This is a genomic window from SAR202 cluster bacterium, assembly GCA_009392515.1.
In the GTDB taxonomy this organism is placed as follows: Bacteria; Chloroflexota; Dehalococcoidia; order Lucifugimonadales; family UBA6952; genus UBA6952.
In genome coordinates this window covers 19,547-43,568 of record VFGE01000021.1, presented here as the reverse complement: position 1 = coordinate 43,568, position 24,022 = coordinate 19,547, and the positions used below count along the sequence as shown (strand labels likewise).

At 33.9% G+C, this 24,022-nt stretch carries 25 protein-coding genes and 1 tRNA gene; 14 read left to right on the top strand and 12 right to left on the bottom strand.

The features are described 5' to 3' along the window. Positions 1-147: 147 nt before the first annotated feature. Genes FI695_02440 through FI695_02420 form a run of 5 tightly spaced genes read left to right on the top strand, consistent with a single transcriptional unit; the run spans position 148 to position 3,498 of the window. Positions 148-1,170, top strand: a complete 1,023-nt coding sequence (locus tag FI695_02440; protein MQG50822.1) for a hypothetical protein — start codon at positions 148-150, stop codon at positions 1,168-1,170. Between the two features lie 14 nt (positions 1,171-1,184). Next, the gene (locus FI695_02435) at positions 1,185-1,526 is read left to right on the top strand and encodes a hypothetical protein (GenBank protein ID MQG50821.1); all 342 of its coding nucleotides are present in this window, start codon (positions 1,185-1,187) and stop codon (positions 1,524-1,526) included. Further along, complete coding sequence (locus tag FI695_02430; GenBank protein MQG50820.1) at positions 1,516-1,914, top strand: HEPN domain-containing protein; 399 nt, start codon at positions 1,516-1,518, stop codon at positions 1,912-1,914. The genes FI695_02435 and FI695_02430 overlap by 11 nt, the downstream gene beginning before the upstream one ends. A 17-nt stretch (positions 1,915-1,931) precedes the next feature. Then, on the top strand, positions 1,932-2,714 hold the full coding sequence (locus tag FI695_02425) for an enoyl-CoA hydratase/isomerase family protein (protein MQG50819.1): 783 nt from the start codon (positions 1,932-1,934) through the stop codon (positions 2,712-2,714). Between the two features lie 22 nt (positions 2,715-2,736). Then, positions 2,737-3,498, top strand: a complete 762-nt coding sequence (locus tag FI695_02420; protein MQG50818.1) for a hypothetical protein — start codon at positions 2,737-2,739, stop codon at positions 3,496-3,498. A 17-nt stretch (positions 3,499-3,515) separates the two neighbouring features. Here the strand turns inward: FI695_02420 and FI695_02415 are convergent, their stop codons facing one another. From FI695_02415 to FI695_02390, 6 genes are all read right to left on the bottom strand, one after another. Beyond that, complete coding sequence (locus FI695_02415) at positions 3,516-4,763, bottom strand: MFS transporter (GenBank protein MQG50817.1); 1,248 nt, start codon at positions 4,761-4,763, stop codon at positions 3,516-3,518. Positions 4,764-4,870: 107 nt separating this feature from the next. After that, positions 4,871-5,992, bottom strand: coding sequence for a hypothetical protein (locus FI695_02410; protein ID MQG50816.1), 1,122 nt, complete (start codon positions 5,990-5,992; stop codon positions 4,871-4,873). Positions 5,993-6,271: 279 nt separating this feature from the next. Beyond that, positions 6,272-6,973: a DUF445 domain-containing protein gene (locus tag FI695_02405; GenBank protein ID MQG50815.1), complete on the bottom strand. Its 702-nt coding sequence runs from the start codon at positions 6,971-6,973 to the stop codon at positions 6,272-6,274. A 10-nt stretch (positions 6,974-6,983) separates the two neighbouring features. Then, a complete protein-coding gene (locus tag FI695_02400) occupies positions 6,984-7,418 on the bottom strand; it encodes an acyl dehydratase (GenBank protein ID MQG50814.1) in 435 nt (144 codons plus the stop codon). Positions 7,419-7,475: 57 nt separating this feature from the next. Beyond that, complete coding sequence (locus FI695_02395; protein MQG50813.1) at positions 7,476-8,015, bottom strand: MaoC family dehydratase; 540 nt, start codon at positions 8,013-8,015, stop codon at positions 7,476-7,478. A gap of 91 nt (positions 8,016-8,106) precedes the next feature. After that, positions 8,107-9,306 carry an MFS transporter gene (locus FI695_02390; protein ID MQG50812.1) on the bottom strand — a complete coding sequence of 400 codons (1,200 nt, stop codon included), beginning with the start codon at positions 9,304-9,306 and terminating at the stop codon, positions 8,107-8,109. Positions 9,307-9,591: 285 nt separating this feature from the next. Here FI695_02390 and FI695_02385 point away from each other — a divergent pair, with 285 nt between their 5' ends. Beyond that, positions 9,592-10,992, top strand: a complete 1,401-nt coding sequence (locus FI695_02385) for a deoxyribodipyrimidine photo-lyase (protein ID MQG50811.1) — start codon at positions 9,592-9,594, stop codon at positions 10,990-10,992. A gap of 9 nt (positions 10,993-11,001) precedes the next feature. Here the strand turns inward: FI695_02385 and FI695_02380 are convergent. Next, positions 11,002-11,091, bottom strand: a tRNA-Ser gene (locus FI695_02380). Between the two features lie 98 nt (positions 11,092-11,189). On the opposite strand from FI695_02380, the gene FI695_02375 reads away from it, so the two are divergent. Then, positions 11,190-11,801 (top strand): hypothetical protein, encoded by a 612-nt coding sequence (locus FI695_02375; GenBank protein ID MQG50810.1) that lies wholly within the window; start codon positions 11,190-11,192, stop codon positions 11,799-11,801. 120 nt (positions 11,802-11,921) lie between these two features. Further along, on the top strand, positions 11,922-12,128 hold the full coding sequence (locus tag FI695_02370) for a hypothetical protein (GenBank protein ID MQG50809.1): 207 nt from the start codon (positions 11,922-11,924) through the stop codon (positions 12,126-12,128). Between the two features lies 1 nt (position 12,129). On the opposite strand, the gene FI695_02365 is transcribed toward FI695_02370, so the two are convergent. From FI695_02365 to FI695_02355, 3 genes are read right to left on the bottom strand one after another with little or no spacing between them, the layout of a single operon-like run. Next, positions 12,130-13,560, bottom strand: a complete 1,431-nt coding sequence (locus tag FI695_02365; GenBank protein ID MQG50808.1) for a hypothetical protein — start codon at positions 13,558-13,560, stop codon at positions 12,130-12,132. A 46-nt stretch (positions 13,561-13,606) separates the two neighbouring features. Beyond that, complete coding sequence (locus FI695_02360) at positions 13,607-14,401, bottom strand: hypothetical protein (protein MQG50807.1); 795 nt, start codon at positions 14,399-14,401, stop codon at positions 13,607-13,609. A gap of 11 nt (positions 14,402-14,412) precedes the next feature. After that, positions 14,413-15,660: a glutamate dehydrogenase gene (locus FI695_02355; GenBank protein MQG50806.1), complete on the bottom strand. Its 1,248-nt coding sequence runs from the start codon at positions 15,658-15,660 to the stop codon at positions 14,413-14,415. Positions 15,661-15,779: 119 nt separating this feature from the next. Here FI695_02355 and FI695_02350 point away from each other — a divergent pair, with 119 nt between their 5' ends. Then, a complete protein-coding gene (locus FI695_02350; protein ID MQG50805.1) occupies positions 15,780-17,021 on the top strand; it encodes an MFS transporter in 1,242 nt (413 codons plus the stop codon). A gap of 1 nt (position 17,022) precedes the next feature. Here the strand turns inward: FI695_02350 and FI695_02345 are convergent, their stop codons facing one another. Continuing rightward, on the bottom strand, positions 17,023-17,928 hold the full coding sequence (locus tag FI695_02345) for an AEC family transporter (protein ID MQG50804.1): 906 nt from the start codon (positions 17,926-17,928) through the stop codon (positions 17,023-17,025). A 237-nt stretch (positions 17,929-18,165) separates the two neighbouring features. Between FI695_02345 and FI695_02340 the strand changes: the two genes are divergently transcribed. After that, positions 18,166-19,512 (top strand): MmgE/PrpD family protein, encoded by a 1,347-nt coding sequence (locus tag FI695_02340; GenBank protein ID MQG50803.1) that lies wholly within the window; start codon positions 18,166-18,168, stop codon positions 19,510-19,512. Between the two features lie 47 nt (positions 19,513-19,559). On the opposite strand, the gene FI695_02335 is transcribed toward FI695_02340, so the two are convergent. Continuing rightward, positions 19,560-20,555 carry a D-2-hydroxyacid dehydrogenase family protein gene (locus FI695_02335; GenBank protein ID MQG50802.1) on the bottom strand — a complete coding sequence of 332 codons (996 nt, stop codon included), beginning with the start codon at positions 20,553-20,555 and terminating at the stop codon, positions 19,560-19,562. A gap of 98 nt (positions 20,556-20,653) precedes the next feature. Between FI695_02335 and FI695_02330 the strand changes: the two genes are divergently transcribed. From FI695_02330 to FI695_02315, 4 genes are all read left to right on the top strand, one after another. After that, positions 20,654-22,606: a hypothetical protein gene (locus FI695_02330; GenBank protein MQG50801.1), complete on the top strand. Its 1,953-nt coding sequence runs from the start codon at positions 20,654-20,656 to the stop codon at positions 22,604-22,606. Positions 22,607-22,618: 12 nt separating this feature from the next. Beyond that, complete coding sequence (locus tag FI695_02325) at positions 22,619-23,143, top strand: hypothetical protein (GenBank protein MQG50800.1); 525 nt, start codon at positions 22,619-22,621, stop codon at positions 23,141-23,143. Positions 23,144-23,166: 23 nt separating this feature from the next. Then, on the top strand, positions 23,167-23,661 hold the full coding sequence (locus FI695_02320) for a hypothetical protein (protein ID MQG50799.1): 495 nt from the start codon (positions 23,167-23,169) through the stop codon (positions 23,659-23,661). Positions 23,662-23,762: 101 nt separating this feature from the next. After that, positions 23,763-24,014 (top strand): RNA-binding protein, encoded by a 252-nt coding sequence (locus FI695_02315; GenBank protein MQG50798.1) that lies wholly within the window; start codon positions 23,763-23,765, stop codon positions 24,012-24,014. The last annotated feature ends 8 nt before the right edge of the window (positions 24,015-24,022 follow it).

Genomic DNA, 24,022 nt, shown 5'->3' with positions numbered 1-24,022 from the left:
AATGGAGAGGACTTGGGATATAACATTGATTTTCGAAGTGTATATTCTACTTTATTAGATCAATGGTTGGGCGTGGAGGCAAATCCAATTGTTAATGGATCCTATGAACAACTTAAGCCATTTATTGAATAGCATTTGAGGTGAAATATGGCAATTGCTGATGCTTTATTTAGATGTGGATTTCCTTATATTAAAACTTTAGGTATGAGAAGGGTTACTTCTGGTGTTGTAGATGTTGCCCCAGGTTCGGATAATCTTGTGTATGTTTTACTACGAGCAGATATACCAATCGGTGGGTGTTGTGTTCGTATTCTCAATTGGGAAGATGAAGATTTAGGTACCATAGGATCAACCGGAGTTGGAGACGGTAATTTTCAATGGCCTACGAAATTATTAATTGATAGTGATCAAAATTTGATTATTTCAGATGAAGGTTTAAATCGTATTACTGTAATGAATAAAGATGGTTCTTTTATATCTAAGTGGGGTGAATATGGTTGTGAACAGGGGCAGTTAAATCGACCTTCTGGTATGGCCTTTGATAAAGATGAAAATATTTATGTTGTTGATAGCTTTAATCAGCGAATTCAAAAATTTACAAAAAATGGAGATTTTATTTTGACTTGGGGTGAATATGGTTGTGAACCCGGACAATTAAATCATCCTTGGGGAATAACAGTTCGAGAAGATGGAGATGTTTTTGTATCTGACTGGGGTAATAATCGTATACAACACTTTACAGCTGAAGGAGATTTTATAAAACAGTTTGGTAATTCTAATGATAATGAAGCACAGTTAAATAAACCTGCTGGGATAGCTGTTGACTCTGATGGTGACGTTTATGTTGCTGACAGACAAAATAATCGAGTAGTTATTTTTGATGCCCATGGAAGATATGTACAAAAACTTCTCGGAGATTCTCAGCTTATGGGTATGGCTCGTCAATATGTACGGACTAACCCTGTTGTGTTGAGACTACGCGAAATGACTAGATTAGATGATCAAAAACTTTTTAGGTTTCCAGTTTCGGTAACTTTTGATAATGAGAACAAACTCTGGATTGGTGATTATGGATCACATAGAGTCCAGGTATATCAAAAAGATGCTGAAAGGCTTCAACCAAATGAGTTAGAGCCACCAAGAAATTCACCAAAATTAGTTATAAATTAATACAGCGAGGTATTATGCCTGTCAGGATTGGGTTTGCAGAATATAGGTCGCAACTTTTACGGCAGGAGCTAGAACGTGTGTTAGAAGAACTCCCTGGACTTGGTGCCTTAAAAGTTATTTTATTAGGGGATGTTTTGACAGGAGATGTTAAACCCTCGAGTATTCTTGAATTAATAATTGTTCAAGAAACTGAGGACTGTTATCTTGATAGAATTGATTTTTTTCTTTCGCATCTTCGACCAACTGTTGGGATTGATATATCCGTATATACACCAAATGAGTTTGCTAATATTGAAGGGAAAAACTTATTTCTATCAAAAGCATTAAAAGATGAAGGTTTATTATATGAAGTTTGAACAGGATCGTTGGATAAGACAAGCACAAGCAGATTTAGATTGCGCAAAATCAAATCACCAATCTGGTTTTTATAACTGGGGATGTTTTATATCTCAACAATCAGGAGAAAAAATTTTGACAGCATATCTTTATGGTAAAGGAGCAGAAGATGTTTGGGGTCATTCTCTTGCGGATTTATGCGAAGATGCTACAAATTTTGATACTACATTTGAAATGATAAAATCTGTAGCGGTATTACTTGATAAATATTACTTTCTTACTAGATATCCTTCACAGATACCTAGTGGTATTTCTTCAGATATTTTCACCCAAGATGAGTCTTCTAAGGCAATAGAAATAGCTGAAGAAGTTATTAAGTTTGTAATTGAAAGAATTGAAAATAGTTAAAACATAGGAGGAATTATATGTCAGATGAAGTCTTATATGAAATTGATGGACATGTAGCAATTATTACCTTGAATCGCCCAGAAAAACATAATGCGATGAATCCAGATTTAATTAAATTATTGAGAGAAACATTTAATAAAGCGAATCGTGATCGAAATATACGATCAGTAGTTTTAACTGGTGCAGGAGATAGAGCTTTTTCTGCAGGTGCAGATTTAATTCACATGGCAACTAGAGAATCTGAGGATTTTGGTGAATCTTTTTGGTGGCCTGAACAACCAAGGGGCTGGGCTCCCGAATTTTATAAGCCAGTCGTTGCAGCAATTAATGGATATTGTTATGCAGCAGCTATGAATCTTATGTGCGAGGCAACAGATATACGTATTTGTGCTGATTCCGCTACATTTTGTTATGCTGAAGTGTTGAGGGGGTTTAGTGGTGCTGGACCAGCTTTAGGTTTATTACCAAGGCAAGTACCTTATGCTAAGGCTATGGAATGGTTGATGATGGGTAAAGTTTTTGGGTCAGAAGAGGCTCATTTAGCAGGTTTAATTAATGAAGTCGTACCATTAGATCAGGTTAAAGCACGAGCACTCGAAGTTGCTAAAGAACTTGCCAAATTAGCACCAATTGCTGTGCGGGCTATAAAAGAATCTGTAGTAAATGGTATTTCTATGGATACGCCAAACGCTGTGAAATATGCAAGTACTGTAGGTGTTTTAACTAAATATACAAAAGATGCAATAGAGGGACCAAAGGCTTTTGCCGAAAAAAGAGAGCCTAAATATGAAGGAAGATAAATAATTTTTAAGGGTGGCATTTATGAATATATTTAGAATATTACCAATAACTGTACTTTCGTTATTTGTAATGGGTTGTGGACTCACTACTACTAGTGATTCAGATGGTAATGCCACATTGCCAGCTAGTAATGAAAACAAACAGAATTTTGAAGATCGTGAATATGATAATAGAAGAGGAAATGATCACGAAAAAGCAATAGAAGAAATGCGAGAAGATATTCATCATATATTTGAGAGAATGAATGAATTACATATGCGTTTGGATGAAATGAATCATGGAATGTTTCCGGTAGTACAAGATATGGGACCAATGCCTAATGTTATGCCTCCTATGGGTAATCCTCAAATGAATCGGCCTAATAATATGAATAGAGGACCTAGAGGAGATAATGCTAATAATCTCGAAATGACTATGAAGCAAAGATATGAAAGAGGGATTAGCGCATACAAAGGGAAAAATTATAAAGAGGTTGTAAGTTTGTTTTCGGGTATTATAAATGGTACTGATTTTGATACAACTGAATTTGGCCACACGAGCAAAAAAGCATATTTATATCGTGGATTGGCATATTATGAACGACAAGAATATACAAAAGCATTAGAGGATTTGACAACTTATATAGATTCCAAACCAACAGAAGATATTTGTCTATCTGAAGCACATAAAGGTCGATCATTAGTATATTTAAGTACTGGAAAAGAAACTGAAGCAACTGATGATTTTTCTCAAGCAACTACTCTTTCGAGTGGATTAACAAAAAACCCTTGTTTACTATATTAATTTGATTTTTACTGCAATTATTTTTTAGGCTCTTTAGTAAACAGTAAGGAAATAGCTGAAATAACAGCTATTATGGTAAGTAATGGAAAGACAAGATCGTAACTTTGGGTTAGATCATATATTATGCCTGAACTTAATCCTCCTAATGCCATTCCTGCATTCATAAACAGGTCTCCTACACCTCTGATAGAACCTATTGCGACTCTTCCGAAGTAATTTGGCAGGGTAATAAGTGCTATTGTCCAGGTACCTCCAAGTCCAAATCCAAATATAAGAGCTGCAGAAAATGCCATAGCTGTATTATCAGCAAATAGAAATATTAATGCACCTGTACCAGTAAAAACTGCAGTTAAGCTACCTCGAATGTTTGATTTCATTTTTTCAGAAATAATCCCCCATAATAATCCGCCTAAACCTGTACCTATAGCTAAAACTGTAATTGCAAAAGCAGCTGTCATAGGTTGTAATCCATTGGCGACTAATAATGCAGAAATATGAAAATTTACACTTGTATGTACAAATGATAACAGCAACATATTAGTACATAGGATCCACAGTATCGGTGAAGACAACGATTCTTTTAAGGTCCATGATCCTGAGGTTTCAATATCATTGTATTGTTCATTAGTTGTATTAATAGGATCTGGGTTTATATCGAAGTTTTCGGGTTTAGATATAATAAACAAAAGGGAAGGGATCGCTCCTATTATCCATACTGATATCCCTAACCATAACCATGCTTCTCTCCATCCTACCGTATCAATTAAAAATTGTGAGTATACTGGAATTAATCCCATACCTATAGATGTTGTAAGTATAGATATACCGTTCGCTCTGCCTCTTCTTCGTATAAACCAGCGCGAAATCACTGTTGTACCAGAATTCATAATTGGCGCTACAAAGAGTAAACGAGCGATTCCGAATAAAATATAAAAACTTAGTGGTGTAATCCAATAATTTAAGAATATAAGTGATATACCCATTATTAGTAATGATATAGATAAGACAAATTTGTCACCTTTACGATCAATTATCCATCCACTAATTGGTGCAACTGCAATGGCTATTAATCCAGCTATTGTTGGTGCACCTATAATCAATGTTCTACTCCAACCGAGTTCATTAGCCATTGGTGTCACAAAAACAGATAAAGTTAATGCAGCAGCAGCACATGCTGCAATTGTTGCAAAACCGGATGATAAAAGTATTATCCATCCGTAGTAAAACGGGGTTATCTTAATTAAAAAAGTGCTAAATTGATTCATAAAATAAATGCAATATAATTTTATATTTAATGTATTAATTATTTATATAAATGCAGTAATTTGGTATGAATATTGAAATATAATGCAATATTATATTTTGGAAAATATTAAAACATTCTTCCTTGGGGTTCTAACCCTAGAAAGAATTGTCCTACCGTTTCATAATGAGATAAACGACCTTGAATTTGTTGAGTTATAGCATGTGCGTCTTGAAATTTTCTTTGAATTGGATTCCCTTCAAATATGGAACTTGCTCCACAGATTGTGTACGCCATATTTACAACTTCTGCTGATTGTCTTATAGCGTGTGTACTTGCTAGTCTTAATTCTATACGATCTTTTGTTTCAAGTTTCCCATGCTTTTGTGCATGGCTCCATACATGTTCTGCTTTTTGTAAAACAAAAGCATTTGAAGCCCCCCATAATGCCTCTGCTTGTCCTATCTCACGCTGTGTTGCTGATTGCTCTTGCAGTAATTTTTGTTCTTGAGGAACTTTTGTTTTTGATATTTCAATTGCTTTGTCTAAAGCACCTCTTGCAACACCTAGAGCTACAGATGCAAACCCCGAAGCAAAGAGTAAATTCTTTGGTATTACATAAAGGCCACCTTTTTCTTCAGTTTCATTAAATTCGGGAAATGTATATTTTTCAGGTACAAAGAAGTCGTTAACTTCAAAACTAAAACTTCCTGTTCCTTTTAGTCCATTTACCTGCCAAACATCAAAAAAATTCACATCTTTTTGAGGTATCATCATATTAAGTTTTTTTGTCGGGTCTTTATTTTCAATTGTTGAAATCGCAATAACCCATGTAGCGTGTTGAGACCCACTACTGAAATTCCATCTTCCTGTTAATCTATATCCACCTTCAGTTGGAATTGCATTAGCATATTGTGTTGGGCCATTACATAAAATCGCTCTTTGATCACTCCAAATTTCTTCAGCTAATGTTTTCGGCATAATAGCGGCATTTGTTGATAGAATATTATTCTGATTAAAGCACCACCCCATACTACCATCAGCTTTAGATATTTCTTGTACAAGAGCTAGGTAGTCTAGGTAATCAATTTCTTCACCTTTATATGTTTTTGGTATAAGAAGTCTGAAAAATCCTTTTTGTGCCATTTCATCGATCAATTGATCTGGGATTTTTCTATCTGCATTTATATTCGGGGATTGTTCAGCAATTTTTTGAGTTATTTCATCTACATTTAAATTCGTATTTATCATATTTTACTATCCTGTTTTATTAGTATTTTGTAGCATACTCTTAATTAGATATTTTTCAAGTAGTGTATAATAGAGACTATAAACCACACATCAAATATTAAGATAAATGAATAATCGATCAAAAGATAATAACAAAGATAAGAAAGAAAAGAACAAGGATGAGTTATATGATCCAAATTCAATGGGTTATGAGTCTGCTGAAGTTGGACACTTAATGATTGATCCTGCAAATTATCATGAAGTAAAACCTAAAAGCAAAAATGTTAAATAAATTATTTTTTAAAATAATGAAATAGATGTGTTTAACACACTCGTTATTAAGCCGATAAGGCCCCCAAAAACACCACCCCATACTACAAGCCAACCAAGATGATGTCTTATCATATCTTGTACAATTTGTTTAACCATTTCTGGCGTAAGTTCGTTTAACCGTGTATCAATAATACTTTCGATTTTTTCTAACAAGTTGGTAGTTATATTATCAGTTATGGCATCAGTTTTAAGATTATCTATTACATCGCTGACGACAAGTTTAAGTTTTTCTATGATAGGTTCTTTAAGGACATCTAAAGCACTTTTTCCACCCACTAAAGCGAGCATTCCACCAAATGAAGATTCTACGATTCCATCTTTTAAATGTTCAAATATTTGTTCATAATCAACTTTATTGGCAATATTGTCTGGCGATAAGAGATTTTCATATTCTGCAAAAAAATTATTTACTCTTTCTTCAGTAAAAAACTCTTGTACAATTAATTTTTTTATACCAATTTTAAAATCTTCGAATCGATTTGGTATTACTCCTGATCCATAAATTAGTGGGATCTTTTCAAATAACATATACACAGCAAGCCAATTAGTTATCCCACCAGCTAGTGAAAATAAACCAGTAGTAAATATAATATTGCTATAAAATGGTGAATAATATCCACCCACCATTAGAAGTAAAGCAATTATATTTGTAGATCTATTTTTATTCATATATCAAAATTTAGGATGGGCGTTGAAATGGATAAGGAATTTTATTACCGCCCTTAATTGGTAAAACTGCGGTAGCTTTACCTGGACATGCTTCTACATTATCTTGATTTCTTAACCCTATTTCTAATTCTACAATTCCCATACCGTCTTTTTCGTATTTATCTGTGACTTTCCCCCAAGTTGTAATCAAGTCTCCAGGAACATTCATAGATCTATGCTGAAAACTAATTTTCCACAACCAACCTTCTAAACCTACCCAGTCTTTGACTAATTGGCACATAATTTGTTGCTTCCAACTGCCATTAATTAATACATTTGGAAGTTTTTCATGGTCTAAAGAAAAGGGATGATCATAATGTATACGGTGCCAGTTTTCCTGAGAGGCGCTCCACCTCATTATATGAGCTTGCGTCATTGGACCCTTAATAAGATTTGGAATATCCATACCTACTTCTACGTCATCAAAATAAACCTGTTTATTTGCTGTAGTCACTGTTTTCTCCTATCTTCTAATAGCAGTACTTCGAGAAATTAATAATAACTCTCCCTTATTATTTCGTACTTCTGTTTCACTAATTATAAATACCATTGGGCCTGAGCGCCCTTCTTTTTCAAGTATGTCTACAACTTTTGTTACAGAGGATGTTTTTTCACCTATTTTCATATATTTGAAAAATTCAATTTCATTTCCTCCGTTTAACATACGTGGTATATGTGATAAATCCATTTTTGCTCCAGTGCCGTCAACAGCACTCATAAGTGCATCAAATTCAGGGTTTTTTCTAAAGCCTTCACTTAAATTATCACTAGATCCAAGAGGTCTGCGATTTACACTTAGTGGGAATAATGGAGGACATACTATTCCTTCGTATCGAGTTGTTTTTGCAAACTCTTCATCGTAATATATCGGATCTTCATCCATAATTGCATGAACAAATCTTCTGTGCTCAGATATATTAGCTTCCATGTTTGATTCAACAGGAGTACTTGCCACACCAATATGTGATTTCATTTCGGGTGTAATATTACTTTTTTCAGACATAGTTACTTCTCCTTATATTTTTATTCATGAATCTTACTTATTTGTGTTCCAGAATCATAGACAAGAAAGATTCAAAAAACAAGTAAATTTATTATTTTACATACCATAATTTTCTTAGAAAAAGGGTAACTATTGCTGTAATACATAATCCTATGATTACTTGTATTAACATTGCCGTTGGGGCGCCAAATGTGTTTGAGATAAAACCAGCTGTTAATAACCCTAGGGGCAATCCATAAATTGCTAAAGATCGAACTCCCATTACTCTTCCTCTCATTTTTGCTGGTGTTATTTTTATCAATAAAGTTGCCATAGTTACCATAACATACGATTGAAATATACCTATACTGAAGAGAATCATCATAAATATAGTTACATTAGTCGTAAATAATAACAAAATACCTAATGAATGCCAGAGAAAAGATGATATTAATAAAAATCGTCCACCTCGTTGAAATGTTGTAAATGCAGCTATACTTAGTGATCCTATAAATGCCCCAGTAAAAAGACTTGCAATTAAAGTCCCTAGCCCATCAGGGCCAATATATAGTATTTCTTTAGCAAATACTGTTAGTAATACATCTTTCATAGATAACATTGTGAAGTTTACAATAAAAGCCATAATTAAAAGTCCGCATATAACTTGATTCATTTTTATATACTTACTGACTTTTTTTAAATTTTCCCACATGGAAATTTGATTTGCGCGAGAGTTTGATTTTGGTAAAGTCAGCATATATCCAGATATCATAGAACCTATATACACAGATAAGATTAAAATATATGAAGCAGAAATCCCATAATATTTTAAAAGAAATCCTCCCATGAGTGGACCAAGTATATTCATTAAATCAGTTGTTGATCGAGTTAATCCAATTGCATTAGCATAGAGGTTTGGTTGTATAACATCGGCAGTTAGGACCTCTCTCATAATATTTCTAAATGATCTCGCAAGTCCTGATATAGTGATAATTATGAATAAATGCCATATTTCTAATAGATTAGTGAGCGCAAGAACAAGAAGGATGAACGACATTAAAGCAAATACAAAACGACCAATTAGTAATAAAGCTTTATGATTATACTTGTCCACCCACACTCCATAAAATGGAGATGCAAGTGTGCCTAAAAACCTTAGTGCCGCAAATATACCAAGAAGGGCTGGATTTTCCGTTCGTTCTAGGACTACCCATGCGAGTACAAGCATTTCTGCAATGTCTCCAATTTGAAGAAATGATTCACCAAATAGGAAATAACGAAAGTTTTTTTGTTTGAAAGATTTAAAAAGCATATAAGTAGTTTTATACGATAATTGTGTTCTTGGCTAGTATAAACTAATTTACTCTACAACTTTTTCGGACATTATATTAATATTTTTACTTACTTTTAATGCTACCATAATCATTGTTTTTCAAAATTTCAATTATATTGAAAAGTACTATATAATAAAAGATACAGTGTTATTGGTTTACTTTGATCGTAAAAAGTGGCAAAAATCATAAATATTTACTTTGTTTTTATTAAACCTGTAACCCTTTTCATGCTAACAGTTAATTAATAACCTTTCTTTTTATATATGAGCAAAACAGTTTTATTTTGGTTCAGGAATGATTTACGATTGAATGATAATCCTGGATTATATGAAGCTTCACTTACTGGGTCTGTACTTCCTATTTATATTTATGATTCAAATATCAGTATTGGTGCTGCGAGTAAGTGGTGGTTATATAATTCTCTTCATAAATTGAATCAAAGTCTTAATAATAAGTTATATGTTGTTTCCGGAAATTCTGAATCAATTATACCAGCAGTATGCAAAACACATAATATAGAAAGTGTATATTGGAATCGATCTTATGAACCTTATAGAATTCTCCAAGATGATAAAATACAGAAAACACTCGCAAAATACAATATTTCTACCAATACATACAATGGATCGTTACTATGGGAGCCACAACATATAACAAAGTCTGATGGAACACCATATAAGGTATTTACACCGTATTATAGAAAAGGTTGTTTAGAAAGCGAAATTCCAAGGTACCCATTTCTAATGCCTAACAATTTTGAATTGTTCAAAATAGAAAAAAAATATGATATAGAAGATCTAGGTCTATTACCTTTGGAAAATTGGTATAAAAAATTAGATAATCACTGGGAGATAGGTGAAGTCGCTGCTAAAAATAAAATGCATAATTTTATAAATACAGGTTTAAATGGATATAAAGACCAAAGGAATTATCCATTCAAAAAAAATGTATCACGTTTATCTCCTCATTTACATTTTGGAGAAATTTCTCCAAATCAAATATGGTATGAAGTAGTTGAAAATATTCCTAATAAGGATGTTGATCACTTTTTAAGTGAGTTAGGTTGGAGAGAATTTTCAAATTATCTCCTTTTCCACTTTCCGAATTTGAATGAGATAAATTTCCAGAGAAAATTTGATGATTTTCCTTGGAAATTTAATAATGAATTATTTTCAGCGTGGACCAAAGGAGAAACAGGTTACCCAATTGTTGATGCCGGTATGAGAGAATTATGGCAAACAGGCTATATTCATAACAGAGTAAGAATGATTGTTGCCTCTTTTTTAGTAAAAAATCTTTTAATTCATTGGCATTATGGTCGAGACTGGTTTTGGGATTGTTTAGTTGATGCCGATTTAGCAAATAATAGCGCAAGCTGGCAATGGGTCGCAGGTTCTGGAGCTGATGCTGCTCCATATTTCAGAATATTTAATCCCGTCATACAGGGAGAAAAATTTGATATAAATGGTGAATATACACGTAGATTTGTTCCTGAATTATCATTATTACCAAACAATTATTTGTTTAAACCCTGGGAAGCATCTAAAGAAATTCTAAATAGATCTTCAGTTGAATTAGGTAAAACATATCCTTTTCCAATTGTGGATTTGAGAGAGACTCGAGAAATTGCTTTAAACTCTTACAACGTAATAAGGGGAGTGTAGATAGTCTTATGGCGGAGGGAGTGGGATTCGAACCCACGATACCGTTGCCGATATAACAGTTTTCAAGACTGTCGCATTCGTCCACTCTGCCATCCCTCCAAGACTTAGAGATTGTATCATTTTAAAATGTATTTTCAATAGACAACTTGAAAATCTTTAGTATAATTGCCAAAACATTAATCTATTTAGGTAAAAAAATGAAATCAATAATAATAATAATTACCGCAACTATTTTTTCTTTTGGAGTAGGTTGTAGTCAAGTGGAATCATTAAATTCAGATTCTTCAGACGGTAATTCCGAAACAATAATTGAATTACAAGATCAAGTGAATCAATTACAAAAAGAAAATACACTATTGATGGAAAAATATGAAGAATTGGAGAATAAACTTAATAATTATAATCTTGTAAAAAAACCACCCATTGTAAATCCTAAGCCTGATGAAAAAAATCCTAATCCAGAAAATGGAGAAAAATGTCAACTTACTGGTGGGGAGGTGGTACCTAATGGATGGTCAGGAAAGGATACAGGTTCAAACTATTGCAACCAATGTACTTGTATGAATGGAGCACTAGCTTGTACAAAAATGGCATGTATTCCCGATGGAAATGCAAATAATGAATTTGCTTTTAATGATTTTTGGCAATGGTATAAATCACCAGAAATGGAAGCTCAAGTGATAGTTCGAGGATTTAATGTTCCTTCTCGGGCAGAATATGCATCTATTTTAACTGGAATAGAAAATATCACCTTTGGTGAAGCAAAGAAATGGACTCCTTCATCGAATTGGAACAACCCCTACATATAGTATTTTTGTCCTGAGTAATACAATAAGTTGTATGTTTTCTCAATTAATGTTAGAATCTTCAAAATTCATAATTCAATGTTTCTGTTACTAATTCTATATATAAGGATTTAGGTGGATAGGATGTTAGAACTAAATGAAGAACATGAAATAGTTGATAAAAGTGAAAATGAAGATGAGGACTATATGTCCAAAATTCCAGTTAATGGAATACCGGGATGGGATTTTCCTGAGCTCCATGGTGTAAGTTCTCCAATATTGATCGCCACTACAATTCTACTTGTGATTCTCTCTATAATTTTGGTAGTTATTTCTAACCAAATCACTTAGTCTATGGACGCATCATCCCGCTATTAGTGCCGCCCATCATACTGCCCCCCATCATCATTCCACCCATTCCATTTTTCATCTGCCGAACCATATCGAGAGGCATTCCTATCATGATATTCCAGGAATTACTTTTCATATATTGATTTTCTTCGACAACAAATCCTGCAATACAATTACCGCTTTTATCTCTGACAATCCAAGTGTGAAGAGGAGATGTGCCTTGTACATGATCGCCCGGATTCATACTATTAGCTGGAATTGTTTGATAGAACGTTTCTTGTCCGTTTTGGTCTTTCCAAAATAAATCCGCTTCGATACCCATAGTGCCAATAAATAAATTAACTGGACCACTGCCTGGTAAATCTTGCGATGGTCTATTTACTACATTGTTACAATTTCGAGGTTCTAACATGAATTTCGTTGGATCATCCATGAATGCTTGATCTGGAATAACTGCCGGCATTGCGCGCCCCATCATGCTGCCCCCCATCATACTGCCTCCCATCATGTTCCCACTCATATTAGGCATAGGTTGATTAGGCATTCCTGAGTTAGAGGGCATTCCTGAGTTAGAGGGCATTCTGTTTACATTTGAATTTGTTCTATTGTTTTGTGAAGAATATCCCTGTTGGCTATTTGAAGATTGCATACTGGAGCCTTTGTTTTGTTGCTCGGATTCATGTAAGTCAAATACTTCTTTTATAAAGCCTTTTTTAACTGGAGTCGTTACGAAAGTGTTTTTCCCGGCATTCATAACAATGCCTATCATTCTGCCACAAATATCGACTACTGGGCTTCCTTCAAAAGAAGGTGAAACGCGACCGTCCATAATCCAGTCTTTGGATCCAGTCATTTTCCTTTCCCCTTCTTCAATAAATATAGCTTCTTCAAGTTCAAATCTATTAATTGTTTCGTATGCTGCTGTATAAATTACTTCATTTTGCTCTAATGGAATTGTATCAGTATCTCTGAGAACTAAGGGTTTTATTTGGGTGTCACTTGATTGAAAAACCAAACCTGCTCTACCTTCGTTATCATTTACATGAAGATAATGTGGTTGTTCTACAGCTCCACCAAAAAACATTCCTTGAACTCCAGTACCTGGACCAAAACGTCTTGAGCTTGTTACAACTATTTTCTTGTCATCTTCAACATCAATATTTACCACTGCACCAGATAGAGGCTTAGGTGGTGAGTTTGGGTCTTCTTGGGGGTTTTTCTTTAAATTTCCATCAAGAATTGAAATACCGGCTTGAAGAAATTCGTCTGGGTTTTGAAGCTCATTACCTTCGCATCCTTCAGGAATAGGTGTAACAAATTCTTCTTCTTCTTCATCTCCTCCTCCACCGCATGCAGCAGAAAATACGAGGAGAGTAGAAAGAAAAGCAACAATTACAAAAATATTTTTATTTCGTATTTCTGATAAGAACATGCCTTACTTTATCATTTATCTGTAAGGTGATGCAAGATAGAAAGAATTAATACCAAAGTATTCCGGTAAAATCTGTTTGGAATAAGATATCAGATCCTAGCGCACAACCAAGGGCAATGCTAAGCACTCCAGCAATAGAAATTATCACATTGCTAGTTGTTTCAGACTTTGTTGATGCAACAAAAGGTGCTGATACAATTATTGTGAATATCGCCATAGAAATCATCGTTCCTATAGAAAATAACAACAGAAATGTAATACCTGTCATAAAATCAGGAGTTGTAGGTAGAATAGCAAGCATTACTGCAGCACTTCCTGCTAATCCATGAATAAATCCTATAACATATGATTTGAGCCTAAAAAAAGGAATGAATATAGGGAAAGGTCCGTGTGCATTCGCATCATGTGCATCATTTATTTGTTCATTATGAGTATGTGAACCATGGATGTGTTTATGTTCTTCTTGATCGTGCTCATTATAGTGGTCATGTACATGAAATTCTCCTTTGGAAATTTTCCAAAAGACTTGTAAGCCAAGAAAAATTAACATTATTGCCACGCCAAATTCAAAATAGGTCGCAACAGATTCATATAAATCTAATGCTGCTTCTTTTACAAGTAATATAATAATTCCTAGTATGAGAAGAGGGGTAGAATGACCAAGTCCCCATGAAACACCTACCCATAAGCCTTTAACAAGACTTTGATAATCGCGAGCCATAGTTGAGACAGCTACTATATGATCTCCGTCAGTAGAGTGTCTTAATCCTATTATTAAACCTAATAATAACGCAGAACCTAAACCAGTAAGCGGTACAGTGTCTGCAATAAATTGAAACATATTAATAATTGTTATTTATCTAAGAACCCTCTCAGTTTACTAGCTTCTACAACTTTTGCAATACCTAAAATAAAAGCTGCTTTTCTGTAAGGTATATTTTCTTTATACGATAATTCTTTTACTTGTGTGAAGGCATTAATTATTATAGTTTGTAATTCATTCGATATTCTTTCTTCAGTCCATTTGTGTTGGTATAAATTTTGAGTCCATTCGAAATAAGAGACTATTACTCCACCTGCATTTGCTAAGATGTCAGGGACAATGGTCACATTTTTATCTAAAAGGATTTTGTCTGCTTCCGGGGTAATCGGATGATTTGCTGCTTCAATAATATAATTGGTTTTAATATTTGCAACATTTTTTTCGTTGATGACTCGATCAATTGCAGCAGGTATTAAAAAGTCGCATTCTAACTCCAATAAATCAGCATTTGTTATAGGGTCTGAATCAGGGAAATTTTGAATAGATTTATTCTCGTTGAGATAGTTTTTTAATTCGTCAATATTAATACCTGAACTTGAATAAATTCCCCCATTTACATCACTAATTGCAATAATTTTAAATCCACGCTTAAATGCAAAAAATGCAGTCCATAAACCAACATTTCCTGAACCTTGGATAGCGAGTGTTGTTTTAGAAACATCAATATTTAAATCTGTGGCAATCTGGTCTAAGAGGAGAAATACTCCTAATCCTGTAGCGGATTCTCGTCCAACTGATCCTCCAAGTTGAACCGGTTTCCCTGTAACAATCCCTGGAGTATATCCATAAGTTTGACCATAAGCGTCCATCATCCATGCCATAGTTTGAGCATTGGTTCCTAAATCTGGAGCCGGTATATCTCTGTTTACACCAAGGATGTGGCTAATATTATGAGTATATCGTCGTGTGATTCTGTTTAGTTCAGTATTACTGAGTTCTAGAGGATTACATTGAACACCACCTTTAGCACCACCAAATGGAATTTCTACTAAAGCAGTTTTCCATGTCATTAGGCTTGCCAAAGATTCAACTTCATTAATATCCGCTTCAGGATGATATCTTACACCACCTTTGTATGGGCCTCTAGCAGCGTTATGTTGCACACGGTACCCTGAGAAAACTTTAAGCTCTCCAGAGTCCATAGTTATTGGTATAGAAACTTTGAGCTCTCTCCACGGGTTTTTTAATAAGTCTCTTGTTCCTGAGTCAAGTTTGAGGAAGGTAGCAGCAGAATCAAAAAATTCATTAACTTCATCTATTGTCGTTAGTTCAGACATGATTATTACCTTTGCAATATCATATACTATTTCAATTTTCTTGTATATTTTGAAAACTTAATCTATGGTTGATGAGTTAATATTCAAAGAAATTAAGATTTATGGAACCGTGAAAATTTATGATACTACTAGTTCACCTAAAAAATCGTTCAACAATCTTATTTTCAGCCTTAAATAATAGAAATTATCGATGGTATTGGTTTGCTGCTTTTTTTTCTTCTATGAGCACGGGTGTAAATTTAATTACCCAAGGTTGGCTAGTTTTAGAGATGACAAATGATCCATTATGGGTAGGAATATTAGCAGGTATAAATGGTATAGCTCAAATCTCTTTTGGTACTTTGGGCGGTGTAATTGTTGATAGGTGGAATAAAAGAATAACAATTATAATTCTTCAAATCTTTTCAGGAATAATAGGTTTAATCCTCTCTCTATTGTTAATATATAACCATTTAGATTTATGGCATTTAGCCATTGCGGCAATGTTTAATGGTATTTTGCAATCAGTTCGTATTCCTACAGGAAATTCGATAGTTTTTTCAATAGTAGGCTCCAAATCCATTTTAAATGCTCTTGCTTCCCAATTAATTGGATTTAATACTTCAAGAATGATTGGGTCTATTCTAGCTGGTACAGTTATATCTGTATTTGGTACTGAGTATTCTTATTTACTAGTAATGTTGAGTAGTTTAACTGCTGCTATACTTTTTTTCTTTATGGGAGGTAGTTACGAATCTATAGTTACGAAAGATTCTTTTTGGAAATCTCTTATTGAGGGGATTAAATTTTCTTGGAATGATAAAACCATTTTATTATTACTATTAATTAGTGCTTTAATTGAGCTTTTCGGATTTTCATTTTTTATAATGTTGCCGATTATTGCTAAAGAAATTTTAGGCTTGAATGCTCAAGGATTAGGTTATTTATCAGCAGCAAATGCTTTAGGTTCTACTATAAGTACGATATTGGTTGCATCTCTTGGTGATTTTAAATATAAACCGCATTTATTATTAGTTAGTGCGCTTTGTGTAGGTGTGTCACTTACTGTATTTGCATTTACAGAATTTATAATTCTATCTTTTATACTTTCGTTTATTATTGGAGCGTTTTTAATGTCTTACGATGCATCGATGGGCTCTTTATTGCAGTTGTTGTGTACAAATGAAATTCGTGGTCGTGTATTAGGAATATATGGTTTAACTTTTGGTTTTACCACATTAGGGGGATTTTTCTTAGGTGCTATTTCGAGTTTATTTTCTCCAGCAATGGCATTGGGAATTTCTGGGATATCGATTGTAACGACTATTCCATTTGTTCAGTCTAGAATCAGAAAAAACACGAGATTTTATACTGAATCATAATTTAATTCGTTAGATAATAAATAAGTATAGTAAGACTGATCATACTCAATAATGTGCTAGTAATAACTGAGTTGGCGACATACTGGCCTTTTGTTCCAAATTCTGTAGCAAGTAATACAGTAAAGACAGCAGTTGGCATTGCAGCCATAACTATTAATGTGTTTTGGGCGGTACCAGTTACGTTAAATGCAATGGTGATTATTGCTACAATTGGGATAGAAAAAATCAATCTTGTTATATTTACAAGTACCAAGTCTTTTATATTTATTTCTTTTAACCCATTAGATAATTGATATCCCAGTAATAATAGCATGCATGGTATTGCTGCATCAGCCATCATATCAATAGGACGATATAAATTTGATGGTATTGAAAAATTTATGAATCGTATAAATAATGCTATCGGTACGGCATATAATGTTGGTAACTTTAGTACCTGTATTAGAGGCTCTTTCCAACCAATAGTTTGACCTCTAGCAACTATTAATGTTCCTAATGGCCAGCTTATAATTCCTTGAGCAACAAAGATTATTAAAGCTACACTTAATCCTTCTTCTCCAAATGCTAAAAAAGATATAGGAATACCCATATTTCCGGCATTTGGAAAAGTAGAGGCTAGAACAAAGCTACTTTTTGCATCTTTTGCCATTTTAGATATGTTTGCGATTACAAAACCTAAAACTAGCATAACTAAACTACAGGTTATTGAAATCGTTACAATTTTTATTGAGACATTTGTTGGAAGATCTGCATTTATTATTCCGTCTATAACAAGACATGGACTTAGTATGTAAAGCAAAGCTGGAGAAAGAAAACCTAGTGGACTAGGTCGAAGTTTTTGTAGGGCAACCCCAAAAGATGCAACTAATAATATTGGCAATATTATGTTATAGAAAACTGAGATCATAATTTGTTTGGTAATTTACATAAATAAACACACATGTTAAATGCTTTATGACTCAATATCAAATTACATATTAATTATATAAGAAAATACTTTTTTTATTTATTCTGTTTTATTGTTACGTTAAGTGATAATTAGAAGTAATAATTTTACGAATAATTAATATTGACTTTCCATTGCAATAGGTTTATGTTCATCAAACAAAATCGTTGATGGATATTTATTTTATTAGGAGGGATTATGGGTACTACACAAAGTTTGGCAAATTGGGTTGTTTCTGCTCAATCAGGCGATATTCCTGAAAAGGCTTATGAACAAGCTAAAAAATCAATTTTAGATTACTTAGGGACTACAATACAGGGTTCAACTACTCCTTTAGGTAGAATTATGGTTGATTATTCTCGAGAGCAAGGCGGTAATTCTCAAGCAAGGATTATTGCAACTGACATTGTAACTACGAGTGCAAATGCAGCATTTGCAAATGGTGCAATGGGGCATGCGGAAGATTTTGACGATCTAGGCGGAGTTGGTGGCCATCCAGCAGTAGCTTTAACACCTACTGTTTTGGCACTAGGAGAAGAATTAAACAAATCTGGTAAGGAGATGTTGTCTGCATGGGCGGTAGGATATGAAGTTGGTACAAGATTAAGTGCAAATTTACATCCAGATAGAGACTGGCATCCAACTGCAATTTTTGGAACAATGGCATCTGCTGTAGCTGCAAGTAAATTATTAGGTCTTGATGAATGGAAAACACGTATGGCGTTAGGTATTGCAGGTTCAGAAGCAGCAGGTTTGAGACGAAATTTTGGAACTATGACAAAGCCGTTTCATCCAGGTAATGCAGGAAGAAGTGGTGTTGTTGCGGCTAAACTAGCTTCAAGAGGATATACTTCTGATCCAGATATTATTGAAGGCCGACAAGGATATGCTGATAATTTTGGGGGACCTAAGTGTAATCTTCCAGCTGTTTCACAATTTTTGGGAGATTTCTACTTCTTGGCATCACAAGGTACAAGAATTAAACCATGGCCATGTTGCGGTGGTAATCATCAGACTTTGACTGGATTACTTGACTTGATTCATAAGTATGAAATCAATCCAGATGATATTAATACAGTAGAACATATTGGACCTGGAGTCCCAGGTTTAGGTGCACTTATTAGAAGTGAAGTAGGTGAAGGTCTGGAAGGAAAATTCTGTTTAGAATACAACATTGGAGCAGCAATTATTGATAAAAAAGTCGATTTGAATACTTTTACAGATGCTAGGTCGGATGAAGGTGATATTCAAGAATTTATGAAAAAGGTAACTCGTTCCCAAAATCCAGATGTTACCCTAAGACATACACACATTGAAGATGGTGACCCTACTGCAAGAATCCGAATAAAGATGAAAAATGGCCAAGATCATGATGTAGAACTTGGTGTAGCACATCATCTTACTGGTTCTGAAGTTACGGATAAATTCAAAATTACTGCCGGTCATATATTTGGCGACTCTGAAATAAATCAAGTAATAGATATAGTTGGTTCTTTGGAGACCTTAGATAGTGCTCGCACATTGATGGATTTAGTAACTTTATAGTTGAGCTAAGATTATTTATAAAAATACCCTCTTTATAGAGGGTATTTTTATTTACTAAAGTATTCCTTTAAAACAGTAGGATTCAGTACTCTTTTGGGGTTATGGTTTAGAAAAGCTAATACATTTTCAATAATACCTTCAGTATAAATTTCATAAGCTTCTTTGGTTACATAGCCTATATGGGGTGTAATTAGAGTATTAGGTGTTGAAAATAAAGGGTGATTAGTTGGTAGTGGCTCAATATCAAAGGTATCAATAGCAGCACCTGAAATTTTCTTTTTATTTAAGGCATTAATTAACGATTTTTCATCAATTATTGGTCCACGGGAGGTATTAATAAGATATGAAGATGGTTTCATAAGAGATATTTCTTTTTCGCCAATAAGCCCTCTAGTTCGCTCGCTTAGTTTGAGATGTACAGATATTACATCAGAGTCTGTAAATAAGGTTTTTTTATCTACATATTTTACACCATGCTGCCTTGCTATTTGTTGTGTAAGATTTTCACTCCATGCAATGATATTCATACCAAAAGCAGTACCTACTTGAGCGACAAGTTTTCCAATATGTCCTAAACCTAATAAACCAAGTGTTTTACCAGTTAATGCTGGGCCTACTATTGTTCCCCACATACCGTTACGTGCTAATCTGTCTTCAGTATGGATACCTCTCATTAAACTGATTATAAGCCCCCACGTTAGGTCAACTGGACCTTCGCCAGCACCTAGTGTACCTGATACAACAATATTATTATTGGTAGCAGTATCAAGGTCAAATGAAGCGTTACGACCTCCAGTAGTGATTAATAATTTAAGATTTGGTAATGAATTTAGTACTGTTTTTGGAAATGCTGTTCTTTCTCTTATACCTACAATTATATGGTAATCATACATAGCGTTAATGAGTTCTTGTTCATCTACAATATGTTTAGTAAGAATAGTAAGTTTAACGAATGAAGGAAGTCTTTTATCAATTTCCATCTTGCTAAAAAAATCATGGTAGTCGTCAAGTATTACCATATTTAATTGTTCATTAGTTTGCATATCTACAATATAAATGAGTAATTCTATTGTATCAATATTTGTGCATATGTATTATGTAGATAAATTTTCAATCGTGAAGGAAGGGTAGGATTTTTACTATGGTAGCCACTAGATTTGAAATCATTTCTCGTAAACCAATTGGAGATGATTCTTCTTATAAGGATATAGGTCAATACGAATTTATTACTGGTCGATTATATTATTCAGTGGACCCAAAGCATCCAGACAGTCAGTTAATAACTGATATTGACTTAATTCCTACAAATAATGAAGGAAAAGTCGAATTTTCATCCGATATACAGTTGTTAAAACCAATAACTATGAAATCAGATTCAAATTTATTCTTTGATGTTGTGAACAGGGGAAATCGCACTGTTTTAGCATTTAACAATGCCGAACAAAGAGTTTCAAATGAGGACCCTCATTTAGGAAATGGTTTTCTTATGAAAAAAGGTACTGTGGTAGTATTCTGCGGCTGGCAAACAGACGTACCGGAAGGAAGAATTAGGCTTCATGTACCAGAAGCATTAGACGAAAATGGTGGTCAGTTAATTGGTCAAACTTATCAACAGTTTGATCTTGGTGAAGACTCTTATGAATTATTGCTTTCTGATAGACAACATAACCCCTTACCTACAGCAAATCTAGATGATGAAAATGCTATTTTGATTGAACGTGATTGGCCAGATGGTCCGATTACAAATATACCAAGAAATGAATGGTCTTTTGCAAGATGGGCAGATGGAGAAGAGGTACGGGATGCCAATTATATATGTTTGCCTAATGGGTTTAAGTCAGGAAAAGTTTACGAGATTATATATAATACTGTTGGTGCTCCTGTTATTGGTTTAGGATTTTTAGCAATGAGAGACTGTTCTAGTTTTTTTCGATATGCTACAACAGAACAAGGCAATCCTTGTGCCAGTAATATTACCAAAGCTTATGCTTTTGGAGCCTCACAAAGTGGAAGATTCGTTAGAGAGTTTGCATACTTAGGGTTGAACTTAGATGAGGAAAATAGAATTGTATATGATGGTTTGCTGCCTCACACAGGAAGCTCACGTTTGGGCGAATTTAACATGAGGTTTGGTCAACCTTCAAGTAACCATATGAGAAATGTTGGCAATGTAAAAGCTCTTGCATATGTAGAAACTCTAGACCCCATTTCTAATATAAGAGATAGTTTATTATCGAGGTTAGAATCTAAAAATGCGATGCCCAAGATAATAGCAACAAATTCGGATGTTGAATACTGGTGGAGTGGAGCCTCATTATCTCATACCGATGCTACAGGATCTATTGATGTAGACCCTCCAGAAAATGTTCGAGTGTATTTATTTTCAGGAACGAAACACGGTGCTGGTTCTCTCCCACTTACTACTACTCCAGCACCTGAAGCATTAAGACAAAAACATTTTTCCAATACAATTGATTATCGACCTTTGCAAAGAGCAGTGTATGATAATTTAGATAAATGGGTAAGAGAAGGGACCCAACCACCTGACAGTAAATACCCCAGAATTGATGAAAAGACTGCAGTTACTAGAGAAAGTCTTATGGAATCTTTTGAAAGAGTACCTAAGATAGGTTTTTTAAAGGCCTTACCAGTAAGACAACGATTATCATATGGAGACAATGTTGATAAAGGTATACATGTATATCCTGCAGTAGAAGGAGAACCGTTCGGAACTTTAGTATCAGCACTAGATGACGACTGTAATGAAATTTCTGGAGTCAGACTTCCTGATTTAGAGGTGCCATTAGGAACTCATACTGGTTGGGCACTACGACATGCAGATATAGGTGGAGAGGGGCATTTTATGCCACTCCAGGGTTCTGTCATTCCGTTTCCAAGAACAGACACCGAGAAAGAACAAGATGGAGATCCGAGAATTTCTATAGAAAAAAGATATTTATCAAAAAATGATTATTTAGCAAAGATAAGAAGTTCTGCTGAGTCTTTAGCTAATGAAAGATATATATTGCCCGAAGACATCGAAGGTATAGTAAATGGTGCTAGCGAAAGATGGGAAGCGATACAGTCTCAATAGTAAAAATTCATTATGACAATTGAAGAAATAATCATTGTAATATTTCGAACACTTGGTGCCTTTCCTGTCCTAATTAATCCTTTTTGGGGAGCATTGCTAGTAATCATTATAGATTTTTCTGATCTTTTTTTGATGAACTACCTAGATTTAGGTGGTGTAAGTAATTATCAACTATTAGATAAATTTCTCGATTTCATCTATATGATGACCTTTTTATTAGTTTTGTTTCGATTTAATACTCAGGTCAAAAAAATAGGTATTATCTTATTTTCATATCGCATAATTGGTATGATTCTGTTTGAGATTTTTCATAAACGATGGATTTTATTTCTATTTCCCAACTTTTTTGAATTTTGGATTATTGTCATTGCTTTTTTTCGTTTATATAAGAACGATTTACAAATAACTAAGAAAAATGTAGGGTTCATAATAATTCCTATTATGAGTATTAAATTACTGCAAGAGTATGTATTACATGTGAATAAGATTTTAGACAATTATACTTTGATAGAGGTTATTGAAAAGATAACTTTGTAAAGATAAACGAAAGGTTTTTATATATGGATAATTCTTTGATAGGTATTCAGGGTTTAGTGGAGACATATTTAAAAGATTATAATATTGCACATGAAATTATAGAAATAGATCCAGATTTCGCGGATACAGCAGCGTTTTGTGATAAATATAATTATCCTATTGAAAATAGCGGGAACACCATTATTGTCGCTTCTAAAAAAGAACCCAAATCTTATGTTGCATGTCTAGTGCTCGCTTCATATAAACTTGATGTTAATAAAAGAGTTAAAAAATTAATGGAGGTTTCTAAAGTATCTTTTGCTTCTGCTGAAGATACAAAAAACTTGACAGGGATGATGATTGGAGGAGTTACAATTTTTGGGTTACCGGACAATTTACCCATTTATTTGGATGATAAATTGTTTGGATTAGATTATTTGATTGTTGGATCAGGGAGTCGTTCAACAAAAGTTAAAATAAATCCAGAAGAGTTGAAGAAAATTCCTAATACAATAGTAATTTCTGATCTATCTTATTAAAAGCTTAACTTGAATCTAATTGAATTATTATGCATATCTGTTATAGTAGTTAAGATATATTTGGAAGACTGGATTTGAAAAGATCCAAATTAGGAGAAAGAATGAATATTTATTGCGCTAATCTACCATATAGAAGTCGAGATGAGGATTTAGCCTCTCTTTTCAGCGAATATGGTGAAGTTGTTTCAGCTAAAATTATTTTAGATCGAGAAACAAATCGGTCACGTGGTTTTGGTTTTGTTGAGATGAGTTCAGATGAAGACGCTAAGAAAGCCATCGAAGAACTTAATGGTCATGAATTTGATGGCAGATCACTTGTCGTTAACGAAGCTCGTCCTAGAGCACAACAGTAATACGTATT